Origin of the sequence: Alcaligenes sp. HNGD-HTN06 (assembly GCF_049932565.1) — a bacterium.
In the GTDB taxonomy this organism is placed as follows: Bacteria; Pseudomonadota; Gammaproteobacteria; order Burkholderiales; family Burkholderiaceae_B; genus Alcaligenes; species Alcaligenes ammonioxydans.
The window spans coordinates 3,039,067-3,051,210 of sequence record NZ_CP187782.1 but is presented as its reverse complement, the minus strand read 5'-3'; the positions used below and the strand labels follow the sequence as shown (position 1 = coordinate 3,051,210).

Here is a 12,144-nt window from a genome sequence, read left to right as displayed (position 1 = left end):
AGTATTTAATATGGCTATTGATATTAAAAATATAAAACAATAAAAAATAAAATAATGAAAATTGGTGTAAAAATAATGGAAGGCATCCGTGCCGCGGTCCCCGCCTTACGCCTTCGCGGCACGCCTGTTCCTTAATTTGCCTTTTTGTCGGCCGCCAATTTGTCCAGTTCCTCTTGTATCAGCTTGCGAATGGCGGTTTTCAAGAGCTTGCCGGTTGCCGTGTGGGGCAGTTCGTCCACCACGATCAGATCGTCAGGAATGCTCCATTTGGAGACTTGCTCGGTATATAACTCGATCATGTCCTGCTTGGTGAAGGTGGCGTCGTCTTGCAATTGCACGACCAGGACTGGCCGTTCGCCCCAGCGCTCGTCGGGTCTGGCCACCACGGCCGCTTCCTTGATGGCCGGATGAGCCTGGGCAATGTTTTCCAGTTCGATCGAGCTGATCCATTCGCCACCGGATTTCACCACGTCCTTGCTCCGGTCCACGATCTGGATGAAGCCGTCCTGATCAATAGTGACTACATCGCCCGTATTGAACCAGCCATCTTCGGTGTGGGCAGAGGTATCCGTGCTATTGAAGTAGGCGCTGGCAATCCACGGGCCGCGCACCAGCATGGCACCGAACATCTTGCCGTCACGAGCAATAGGCTGACCATCATCGCCGTCCACGCGGAACTCGACGCCAAACAGAGGACGACCTTGTTTGGCCAGCAACTTGAGTTTCTCCTTGTCAGGCAAAGCCTCGTGTTTAGGCAACAAGGCCGCCGCCAGACCGACGGGGCTGGTTTCCGTCATACCCCAGGCGTGGCGCACTTGGACGCCCAGCTTCTGGAAGCGGCTGATCATGACCGGAGGAGCTGATGAGCCGCCGATCACCAGACGTTGCAAGCTACTGAAGGTTTTGCCATTGGCCTGCATCCAGTCCAGCAGCCCCAGCCAGACGGTGGGTACGCCGGCCGTCATGGTGACCCCTTCCTTCTCAAACAGCGTGTACAGGCTGGCGCCGTCCAGTTTCGGGCCCGGCAAGACCAGCTTGGCGCCCACCATCAAGGCGGCGTAGGGCAGACCCCAGGCATTGACGTGGAACATGGGTACGATGGGGGTGATGGTGTCGTTGGCCGACAGACACAGGGCGTCGGGCAGGCTCAGGGCAAAGGCGTGCAAGATGGTGGAGCGATGGCTGTAGAGCACCCCTTTGGGTTTGCCCGTGGTACCGGAGGTGTAGCACAGGCCCGATGCTGTATTTTCGTCGAATACGGGCCACTCGAAATGGTCGGATTCGGCCGCAATCAGGGTCTCATAGCAGCGCAGATTGGGCAGCAGGTCGGATTGGGGCATGTGTGCCTCGTCCGTCATGATGACCACGGCTTTCAGTGTGGACAACTGGGGGGCCAAGGTCTCCAGAATCGGCATAAACGTCAGGTCGGCGAACAGGACGCTATCAGCGGCATGTTCGATGATGTAGGCAATTTGATCCTGAAACAGACGTGGGTTGATGGTATGACACACCAGCCCCGACCCGGAAACACCGTAATACAGCTCCAGATGGCGATAGCCATTCCAGGCCAGGGTTGCGACACGGTCACCGTGTTTCAGTCCCATGTTCTGGAGTGCATTGGCCAGCTTCTGACTGCGTTTGGACAGGTCGCTATAGGTGTACCGGTGTACCGGGCCTTCAACGGTTTGGGAGACGATCTCTGTGTCTGCGTGATAGTTCGCTGCATGTCGCAGTATGGATGACACTAACAGCGGGGTATTCATCATCATGCCAAGCATGGTTTCCATCCTCCCTGGGAGTCAATCAAACAGAACTGGCAGGCCGGCCTGACAGCATGGGATGTGGGCAGCAAATGGATGAATGATTACCACTGACTGTCATGGCCTCTTCAAGAACAGTAGCCTAAAACTCACAGATGCGTCTATGTGGTCGTTTGAAGGTGTTTGCGCCATCCCAAGGCTTGCCCAGAAGCGAGGAGATGGGGAAATTTCTAGACACAATTAACACTCTTTTGATTGAAAAAAGAAGGGCGTTGAGTACAATCGGCAGCTAATTACAGCTTTTTTTAGACATAGTGTCGGATTTGCTGTCAATTTGACACGAGAGAGGCTGGGCGCAAAGAGCCCTGTGCTCGGAGCATCGTTCAATGATCGTGCTAGGTTTGCTGGGCCCATTTCGCTTTACGGTCGATCAGGTGGATCGCACCGCATCGCTGAGCTATGACAAGGTCAAACTGCTGGCGGCGGTGCTGTGCCTGGCGAACGGCAAAGTGCTGCATCGTGAGCGGCTGGCACATATGCTGTGGCCGGATCTGGCACGCGACAAGGCGCTATCACGCTTGCGTCATGCCTTGCATGTGTTGCGCAAGGCCTTGGGCGAGCAGGCTGTTTGCCTGGTCGCCCACGCCGAAGGCGCCATGGCGTTCAAGCCTGAATGTGTGCAGGTGGATGTGCTGGAATTCATGCAGGCCGATGCCGCGCAGAACGCGTGTCTGTTGCAGCGTTTGAGCCTGTATGGCGGTCGTTTTCTGGACGCGATTCCATCCCCCGATGCCGAAGCGTTCATTTCCTGGCGACGAAGCTGGGAAGATCGCCTCACCCTGGAGTTGTTCAGCGTGCGTGCCCGTCTGTTCGAGCAGGTTTTGCAGGCCCATCAGTGGGATCAGGCGCTTGCACTGGCGCAGGATTGGGTGCTGCAGGCTCCCGAGCAGGAGGTCTACCATCGCCTTTTGATCCGTGCCTTGATGCAAAGAGGAGACAGGCAGGCCGCCTTGCAAGCGTATGCCCATTGTGAGCAGGCTTTGCGTCAGTACCTGGGAGTACGCCCGGACCCTGAAACACGCCGTCTGGCTGAAGCCCAATGGCCGGTGGCCGCAAGTCATGCCCCCCCAACGTCCACCCAGAGTCATCGCACGGTTGCTACGCTGGCCTTGGCCTTGTCCTGGCTGCCTGCCGATGACTCTGAGGTGCATCTGGATGGGGAGCTGATGTCGGATCAGGCTGTGTCTTATCTGGAATCCTGGCACGAGCAATTGCTTGATATTTTGCGTGCGCACGGTGCATGGATAAGCCAGTCCAGCGGGTCTACGTTGCTGGCCCACTTTGCTTGGCCACAGGCACAGTCCGAGCCGGTGAATCGGGCGGTTGAGCTGGCCTGTGTGATTCGTGCCTTGCGAACACCACCGGGGATCTGCATCGGTCAGGTCGTGCACGTCAGCTTGGCTTTAGTGGACGAACAGCAGGTCAATACACATAGTCTGTTCGGGCAACTGGTCATGCCTTTGGTGTGGAAGGCCAGGCATGGTGAGATTCTGTTGAGCGCTCAAGCTGTTGCTCGGATGGCGGATTGGCAGATCAAGCAGCATCGTGGTCCGGAGGGGGTGTGTTTCAGTTTGGGAGAGGGGAAATGGATGAATGACCCTCTTTACGGCTGCCAGCCCGAGTTCGAGCAGTTGGTGGCGCAATGGCAGCAGTGCAGCCGCCTGTCCCGCAAGGCCGCGTACCGAATTCATGGTGATCTGGGGTCGGGCAAATCCCGTTTAGCCCAAGCCTTGCACAGCTACATTGTGCGCGATGGTGGGCAGCCCTTGCTGATTGATTTTTCGCGCCAGGACGTACTGCAAGGCGTGCGCGAGATGATGCAGGCTCGTCTGGATGACGGCATTGGCACCCAGGACTTGCCGCTGGCCTTAAGTCAGTGCCTGCGCGACTGGTTTGGCCTGTCTGATCCCCATTGGGATCAGGTGCTGCAAGAGGCGCATCGTCAAAAAACGGAAGGCTTTCCAGGGGTGCCCGATCCGTGCCATTTGCTGCTAGCGGCGGTGCAGGCCTTTACCAGTCAGAGCCGGCCCGTGCTGGTGATTCTGGATCATGTGGATGCGCTGGATACCGGCTGTCAAAACAGCTTGGCGGCTATATGGAGTGCGGTTCAAAAGCAGCCGGCCGGAGTCTTGCTAGTGATCTTGTCACGTCAGAGCCTATTGGCGTTGGACTTTGCCCAGAGTATGACCTTGCGCTGCTTAACCGGGTCGGAGGTGGGCAAGGCGATCGGTTTTTATGCACGCGGCAAGCGCCTTTCCTCGGAGGCGAATGCGCAGATTCGTGCTCAGTGTTTGAGCAATCCCATGCTGATTAAAGACATGCTGCATTTACAGCGCTTTGGCATGCCGTTCAATTATGTGCCCCGTCTGGCAGACCGCTTGCTGCTGGATCTGGAGCAACTGGATGCGGATCGCCGCTGCGTGTTGTTGATGATGGTGTTGTGGGAACGCGCCACGCCTACGGGTTTGGCGCAGGCCTGTAATTTGCCTTTGAGCGTCGTAGAGCAATCCAGGATCAGCCTGTTGGACAAAGGCTTGTTGCAGCAAGACAGCGAGGGCCGAATTGTATGCGCCCCTTTGATGCGTTCCGCCTTGCGTCGTTTGATTGCTAAGGAAGAAAGCAAAGTCCTGTACGGTAAGCTTGCCCATAGCCTGATTCAAATGCAGCAGGCAGAAGAAGAAATAGCCGCTTGTCTGGTACAGGCCCAAAGCGCACAAGCGGCCATTTGGTGGCGCAAGGCCATTGATACGTCGCTGCGCAGCGGCGATAGCCTGCAGGCGGCACAACAGTTGTCGCAGGTCTTGAGCAGCTTGCAGTACATGAGCGATGTGCAGTTGCGCCGTCAGTACGAGCGCGACAGCTATGTCACCTTGGGGGCGCTGGAGATCAGTCGTGGTGGGCCTGCTGCCATACCCGTGTCGCGAGCGTACGCGCAGGCGGCCGGACGCAGCGAGGGCGGCGAGGATGATCTGCCCGTGCTATGGGGGCAATGGGTGATGCTGCACGGCGCAGGCAGGCTGCCGGAAAGTCTGGCTCACGCCAAGCAGTTGCAGGAACACTCCCGGCGTCAGGGCCATAGCGCCTGGTATGGTTGGGGCCTGTACGCCGAAGCGCAATACCTGTTCTGGAAAGGCCGTGTGCAACCAGCCGAGCTGGCCCTGGACGAGGCGCTGCGTGCGCTGGCTTACGAACAGCCCGTTCCGGCCATGGATACGGCCCTGGGTCATCATTGTCCGGCTTTGGTGCATAGCCTGTTGGGCTTGACTCAGGTGTTGCAGGGGCGCTTTGAGCAGGGTGTGGCCAGTGCCCGCCATGCCCAGTTTCTGGCCAGTCAAAGTCAGTCGCGCATTTCGGCGGTAATTGCTGAAATTCAGATGCTGCGCATTCTGTATTTGCAAGGTGATCTGGAGGTGCTGACGGAACGTAGTCAGGCTTTGCTGTCCACGTTGCAGCCTGTCTTGCCGGACAGTGTCTGGTGTGCGGTTGCCGAGACCTATGTGCTGTATTGCCGCCTGGTCAAAGGTGAGGAGACTAGGTCTGAGCTGGCCCGTTTGCTTGGTTTGCTGCCTGAGTTTGCGCGCAGCATGCCGTTGGCGACGGATGCTTTTCTGTGTATTTTGGCCCGCTGCCATCTGGCCCAAGGGGAAATTGAACGTGCCAGCCAAGCCCTGGATCAAGTCTGCCAGATAGGGCAGGAGCGGGCTTCTACCCTGTATCTGCCAGAGCTTGACTGCTTGAGGGGGGATCTGGCCTGGGTCAGTGCGGATAGAGACCAGGCGCAGGTTTGCTGGGCTCAGGCCCAGCAAGAAGTCTTGCGCAGCGGCCTGTACGCCTATGAAGGTTGGCTCAGGCAACGACGCGAGCACCTCCCCGATCTGGCGGAACGTCGTGTGTGGGTTCAGCGCCACCCCGGTTAGAACTGGACGTTGATACCCGCAAAAATTTGCCACACTGGTGCGCCTGCGCCTTTCTTATCGACAGAGTATTGTGGTTCGATAAAGGCGTTGATCACGCTCTTGCCAGGTTTGAATACTTTGCCCAGACCCAGGCCCACGGGAATGTGATGGGTATGGTTTTGCAGGTCAAAGGTCCACACCCCGCTCGAGCGCAAGTAAAAACCATTAGGCAGGTTATAGAACAGGGCGGGCTGGAAGGTGGCCGTCTTGACCCTCTCGCGGTCCGAGTCCCCGGCAAAGGATTGCTGAAAAGTCAGCAGTCCGCCTGCCAGCCCCCAGTCCCTGCTGGCAACCAAGGCTGCGGCACTGCCAATTTGCCATTTGCCTTGTCCCAGCCAATCGTTCGACGCCGTAGGCATCACCAGCAAGGGGCCGATGCCATAGGAAAAACTACCAGCGTTTTTCATGAATACATCCATGAACGTGATGTCGCCCAAGCCAGATTTGCTGCTCAGACGATCGTGGTGCAAGGCCACAATCGGTACATTCAAACGCCACAGCTGCGGCAGACCAAAGGTCTTGTTGGGCAGGACGGCACGCAGCACGGTCTGATTTGCCCACGCATTCTCGAGCTTGTACAGCTCGGGTACGTAGTAGTCGTGCAAGCTGACCATGGGCCGGGGGCTTAACGGGTTATTGGCGTCGTTCTGGGACTGGGCCAGGGCCCCCGAGCTGATCAGGCTGGTGGCCAACAGGCCAAATATTGTCTTTTGCATATGCATACCTCCTCGAAAAACTGAAGGTAGGAAGGCGGCGTTGAAAAAGCATTTAAAGCGGGCCACTGTGGCAAAGTCGCCCTTTGGGCTATCGGGTCCGCTTTGCTCGCAGAATGAGACGCTTGTTGAAAAAGCCCATCAGGAGGAGCGTGCCATGGCACATGCAGCAATAAGAACAGTCATGCTGGCGGCAGTAGTCAGTGCGGGTTTGGTTCAGGCACAGGCCGCGCCTGCCACGCAGGCAACTCAGGAGCGCCATGCTCAATGGATGAAAACACTCCCGTTTGATGATACCCAGGACTTCAAGAACGCCCAGCGCGGTTTGATTTATCGCGAGCCCAGCCTGCAGATCAAAGGCGTGAACGGCAATGTGGTGTGGGATCTGGATTCTTACAAGGCCTTTATCAAGCCAGATAGCGTTGCTCCCAGCACGGTGCATCCCGGTTTGTGGCGCATGTCGCAGTTGAATTTGCTCGATGGTGTGTACAAGGTGACGGACAATATTTATCAGGTGCGCGGCTATGACTTGTCCAACATCACCTTTGTACGCGGCACAAGCGGCTGGATTGTGTTTGATGTGGGTACTTCTACCGAAACGGCCGCTGCTGCGTATGCCTTGTTGCAAAAACATGTGCAGGCCGCCCCTATCAAGGCGATTATTTACAGTCATTCCCACATAGACCATTACGCCGGAGTCAAGGGACTGGTGGATCAGGCCGCGGTGGACTCAGGACAGGTGCAGATCATTGCGCCAGAAGGTTTTGTGGAGCATGCCATCAGCGAGGGGGTGATTGCAGGCAATGCCATGAAGCGTCGTGCGACTTATATGTATGGGGCCTTCTTGCCGCGCGGCCCGGAGCATAGCGTAGGCTCGGGGCTGGGCATGACCAATCCGCTGGGTTCGGTCTCCTTGATTGCACCGACGCGTTCGATATCAAGATCCGGTGAAACACTGGTGGTTGATGGCGTTGAAATGGTCATGCAACTGACACCGGGCACTGAAGCTCCGGTAGAGATGAATACCTATCTGCCACAATTCAAAGCCATGTGGATGGCCGAGAACACGACCAACACCATGCACAATATTCTGTCCTTGCGCGGTACACAGGTGCGGGATGCCAGGCAATGGGCCAACTACATCAATGAAACCATTGACCTGTTTGGCGACAGCACGGAGGTGAAGTTTCAGGCGCACCACTGGCCTGTGTGGGGCAAGGAGCAGGTCCACGATTACCTTGTCAAGCAGCGTGATTTGTACAAGTACATTCACGATCGCAGTGTGAACCTGATGAACAAGGGCTATACCGGCGAAGAAATTGCCGAGCTGATCGAGCTGCCCGAGTCTTTGCAGAAAGACTGGGCAACGCGCGGTTATTACGGCTCACTTAAACACAATGCACGGGCGGTGTATCAGTACTACATGGGCTGGTACGACGGCAATCCCTCCAGTCTGGATGTCTTGCCACCAACGGCAGCAGGGGCGAAGTATGTGGAATACATAGGGCGTGATCGGCTCCTGCAAAAAGCAAATGAAGACTTTGATCGCGGTGAGTATAGATGGGTTGCCATGGTGGTGAAGCATTTGGTCTTTGCCGATGCGAAAGATGCAGAAGCACGCCAATTGCTGGCCAATAGCTACGAGCAACTGGGTTATCAGGCCGAGTCCGGGCCGTGGCGGTCCATCTATCTGCAAGGGGCCCTGGAGCTGCGCAAGGGTGCGCCGGATCTACCTGTGCCTCCCAACAATAATGCCGATCTGCTCGCTGCCCTGACCCCAGAGATGATGTTTGACTTGATGGCCGTGCGTCTGGACGACGAGAAGGTCAAAGACAAGGAGCTGACTGTTGCTTTTCATTTTGTGGATATGGACACGACGTATACCGTCAGCATTGGCAATTCGGTGCTTAATTACAGTACGCGCCCCGGTTTGCCGGCTCAAGCCACCATGTCAGTCAGTCTGGCGGATTTCAAGCTGATTCAAGGCAAGATGCTGGACTGGAAAACGGCCATGAAAACGGATCGCGCCAAGCTTCAAGGTCTGGGCCGTAAGTTTCAGGAATTTGGAGGTCTGTTTGAGGAGCCTGGCTTGTGGTTCAACATCGTGACGCCTTGAGGACGGTGCTCAGGACCGCGTGGCTTGACCGAGTGTTTGTTGCGATGCGACGACAAGGGTCTTTGGCGGGTATGGATTAAACGTTTTCTGTGCATTATTTGCATTAAGGTGCTGGCTCGAGGGCGGCCTGTGGTGGGTTTATGGCCAGGGACGCCTTGTGCCACACTCAAGCCAGGAACCTTTGTTTATGTCCGCGACCTTGAAATCCCTGTTCAGTGCTGGTGTCTTGCTGGCAGCGTCGGTGAGCGCTCAAGCCTATCAGTCTGAAACGATCCATAACAAGAAAGGGGAGGCTGTATTTGAACTACGCATTTACGGTACGCAGGATGGCTCCTACTCTATCGATGATCCGGTCAATGGGCCACGATCCGTTTTTGATCTGGACGATAATGCGCATGCGAAAATTCGAGGCGCCTTAAGTCGCTGGGCAGAAATCGTCTCTTTGAAGCCGGGGCATGTGCCCGCCATTATCAATATTGGCACAGTAGGCGGTCAGGATGCTCGGGCGGGCACCACGGTGACGCCTGACCCAGACTCCGCAGGCTCGCTTTACCTGCTTCTGCCTCAGGCTGCCTTACTCAATAAGCTGGACAGCGATCAACTTAAGCACCCTCTTGCCGAGGTTGTGGTGGGAACCATCGATTTTGATACCGCTGCGCTTCGGCCCAGCCAACTTCCCCTGAATGCCCAGGCAGATTATGCGGCTGTCATGTTCCATGAGTTTGGCCATACGATGGGAATGATTGGTGTGGCCGTGGACGCCTGGGGACTAGGGTCGGATACGCCGTACATCCGTCCGGTTTTGACGTCATGGGCGCAGGGTTTGCGCGATGACAATGGCAATGCGGCCCGGCCCGGACAGGCGGTGCTGTGCTCGATGTGCAATAACGCTTACGACCCAGACGCGTTTGACTTGCGCAAGGACCAGGGCTATTTCACGGGCCAGCATGTGCAGGAAGTCATGGACGGCGCCATGCCCGGCATACCGGTGCGGATTTTGGGCTATGTAAATACGCAGCCATTCGGGGTGGATACGGATTATATGGCGCATTCAGAGCTGCGCAACAGCTTGATGAGCCACCAGTCTTATCGCAATTACACCACGATGATGGAAGCGGAGCTGGCATCCTTGCAGGATATGGGCTTGAAGATCGACCGACGTAATTTCTATGGCTATTCTGTCTACGGCGATGGGCTCACATTGACGAGCAAAAATGGTTTTTTTGCTCGAAACAGCGAAGGGACGGCTTATCTGCCGGGCCAATACAACCAGGCTACTCAAGGCGTGGGGTTGCATATTTATGGGGAGCGCAACACCCTGACCCAGGCGGCTGATTTGTTAAGTGCCGGTCCCGGCGGAGTCGGTGTGCGCGTGGATGGCAGCGAAAACACACTCATCATTCCCGAAAGTACCCGTATTCACGCGCAAGGCTGGTATGGCCGCGGCCTGCAGTTCAGCTATGGTCGCGAACACACGATTGTGCAGCGGGGCGAAGTACGCGCTGAGGGAGAGGACGGCGTTGCCGCGCTGTTTGACTTCGGTCATAACGCCATGGGCAGTTTTGCAGATGGTATTGAGGGAGGTGACTATCGTGGCTCCTGGTTGGTGAATTTCCGGGGCACCCTGGTTGCCGCCGAGGAATTACCCTTGGCTTTGCAGGGCGCGCTGATCAAGGACTACCACCTGTCCGGCCTGTTGTCGGGCAGGAAAGCGGCCATTCAGATTTCCGACAATGCACAGGTTGAAAATATCAATGTCCTGCAGGGGGCCCGGATTCAGGGCGATATCCTGTCTGACTATTCCACTCGCCAAAGCAATGGCGAGCTGTTTGTTACCCATGTGAATTTTGGGCAGAAAGCCGATGATCAAGGGCGCGCCACGAGGCAGGCCGATCCTGATTTCCGTCTGCGCTACGAGGGTAATATTCAGGGTGTCGATAATCTGGCCGTCGTGATTGCGGGCGGGGAAAGCTCGCTCAATGGCCAGCATCAATTGCATGGTCTGCGTGTGGATGCAGGCGCCACGCTCAGCGGCAACAGCAGTTACGTCATCAATCCGGAAGGCAACTTCAGTAACCACGGTACCTTGAGTCCGGGTAATTCATTTGGTCAGATGACGATTCAAGGCGATTTCATTCAGGCCCCCGAAGGCCGGGTGTTGATTGAAGCGGACACGCGTCAGCATGATCGGATCGAGGTGCAGGGGCTGGCTCAACTGGCTGGTGAACTGAAAGTGCAGTTGCAGCCGGACTGGTATGCCGATGGTTGGTCCCTGAGCCAGAACACGGTCTTTCAGGCCACACAGACTCAGGGTGGATTTGATCTGCTGACAGCCAGCCTGAACTCGCCCAGCCTGCGTGTTCAGGTCAATAACGGCGGTTGGTCGGTTAGCCGTGACGCGGCGGCTTACTCGTCCTATGCAGGCAATCCTAATGCAGGGGCCGTGGGCCGCAGTCTGGAGCAGGCTTCTACTGACAATCAGCGTCCCTTGGCGTCTGTCTACCAGGCGCTAGACTTTTCCAGCGCGGATGGCAGCCAGATCGGTGACGCACTCAATCAGCTCAGTGCCGGCGCGTACGGGGCGCAATTGGCTGCCAGCTTGCGCAGAGAGCAACTGGTGTCCGAGCAACTGCGTCAGCGACCTGGTCTGGGCAAGGATGGATGGCAAACCTTTATTCAGCCTTTTGGGGGCCGTTACCACTGGCAGTTAAGTGCTAATGAGGTCGACCATCGCAGTCAGACTTACGGGGTGGTGTTCGGCGCGGAGCATCGCGCTGCTGGCAGCGATTGGAGCCTGGGCGCTCATGCAACTGCCAATGAGCAGAGTTTGAATATAGATGCCCCTTATCAGGGCAAGAGCACGCTGACGGGTTTGGGCGCCGGCGTCCATGCCTTGTATCGTGCCGATGCTCGCGAGGGTTGGCAAGGTCTGGCGCAAGTCCGTGTGGGTTTGGAGCAGGGCAAGCTGAACCGACGCATCGCGTTTTCTGATTATCAAGCGAACCCCAAGTCCGACTGGACCGGTCACACCTTTGCAGCGGGCATCCAGACAGCCTATAACTGGCCCTTGGGCGAGGCTGGCAGCATAGGTCCCGTTCTGGCTCTGGATTACCTGCGTTACAGCCGTCCCGGTTTCAGTGAGCAAGGCGATGCAGGCAGCCGCTTGCAGCTGGATTCGACCCGTGCCCAGTCCTTGCAAGCCTCGCTGGGTCTGGCGGTCAGCCAGGCTTGGGAGCTGAAACAGGGTCGTCGTTTGCAGGCCGAAGTGTCCGCGTCCTGGGAGCAGGCTTTGTTAGGCCGCAAGCAGACGCAGTACGCACGGTTTGAAGCCTCACCCCAGACGGGTTTTGATGGTCGCTATGCGCGGGTCGACAGTCATGCGCTGGCCTTGCGCGCAGGATTGACGCTGCAAAGCTCGGAGCGTTTGCGTGTGGGGGTGTCGGCGGGAACCCGTTTACTGGGCAATAGCCGGGCGGATATCTCGGGCAATGTGTCGCTGAACTGGGCGTTCTAGGCCTTGTTAGTCGTCATTTTGAACG

5 protein-coding genes are annotated in these 12,144 nt (G+C 56.9%); 3 read left to right on the top strand and 2 right to left on the bottom strand.

The window, feature by feature from the left end:
- Positions 1-131: 131 nt before the first annotated feature.
- Positions 132-1,778 carry a 3-(methylthio)propionyl-CoA ligase gene (locus tag ACOZ42_RS13945; RefSeq protein WP_003801793.1) on the bottom strand — a complete coding sequence of 549 codons (1,647 nt, stop codon included), beginning with the start codon at positions 1,776-1,778 and terminating at the stop codon, positions 132-134.
- 368 nt (positions 1,779-2,146) lie between these two features.
- Between ACOZ42_RS13945 and ACOZ42_RS13940 the strand changes: the two genes are divergently transcribed.
- Positions 2,147-5,737: a BTAD domain-containing putative transcriptional regulator gene (locus tag ACOZ42_RS13940; RefSeq protein ID WP_426345279.1), complete on the top strand. Its 3,591-nt coding sequence runs from the start codon at positions 2,147-2,149 to the stop codon at positions 5,735-5,737.
- Here the strand turns inward: ACOZ42_RS13940 and ACOZ42_RS13935 are convergent.
- Positions 5,734-6,492, bottom strand: coding sequence for a hypothetical protein (locus ACOZ42_RS13935; RefSeq protein WP_426345278.1), 759 nt, complete (start codon positions 6,490-6,492; stop codon positions 5,734-5,736). The two genes, ACOZ42_RS13940 and ACOZ42_RS13935, sit on opposite strands and share 4 nt — an antisense overlap.
- 154 nt (positions 6,493-6,646) lie before the next feature.
- Between ACOZ42_RS13935 and ACOZ42_RS13930 the strand changes: the two genes are divergently transcribed.
- Together ACOZ42_RS13930 and ACOZ42_RS13925 are read left to right on the top strand one after the other, a co-directional pair.
- On the top strand, positions 6,647-8,605 hold the full coding sequence (locus ACOZ42_RS13930) for an alkyl/aryl-sulfatase (protein WP_301605985.1): 1,959 nt from the start codon (positions 6,647-6,649) through the stop codon (positions 8,603-8,605).
- A 187-nt stretch (positions 8,606-8,792) separates the two neighbouring features.
- Positions 8,793-12,119, top strand: coding sequence for an autotransporter outer membrane beta-barrel domain-containing protein (locus tag ACOZ42_RS13925; RefSeq protein WP_426345277.1), 3,327 nt, complete (start codon positions 8,793-8,795; stop codon positions 12,117-12,119).
- Positions 12,120-12,144: the final 25 nt, after the last annotated feature.

Coding starts and splice junctions, on each gene's coding strand:
- ACOZ42_RS13945 (WP_003801793.1), bottom strand. CDS start 1,778: ATGCTTGGCATGATGATGAATACCCCGCTGTTAGTGTCATCCATACTG.
- ACOZ42_RS13940 (WP_426345279.1), top strand. CDS start 2,147: ATGATCGTGCTAGGTTTGCTGGGCCCATTTCGCTTTACGGTCGATCAG.
- ACOZ42_RS13935 (WP_426345278.1), bottom strand. CDS start 6,492: ATGCAAAAGACAATATTTGGCCTGTTGGCCACCAGCCTGATCAGCTCG.
- ACOZ42_RS13930 (WP_301605985.1), top strand. CDS start 6,647: ATGGCACATGCAGCAATAAGAACAGTCATGCTGGCGGCAGTAGTCAGT.
- ACOZ42_RS13925 (WP_426345277.1), top strand. CDS start 8,793: ATGTCCGCGACCTTGAAATCCCTGTTCAGTGCTGGTGTCTTGCTGGCA.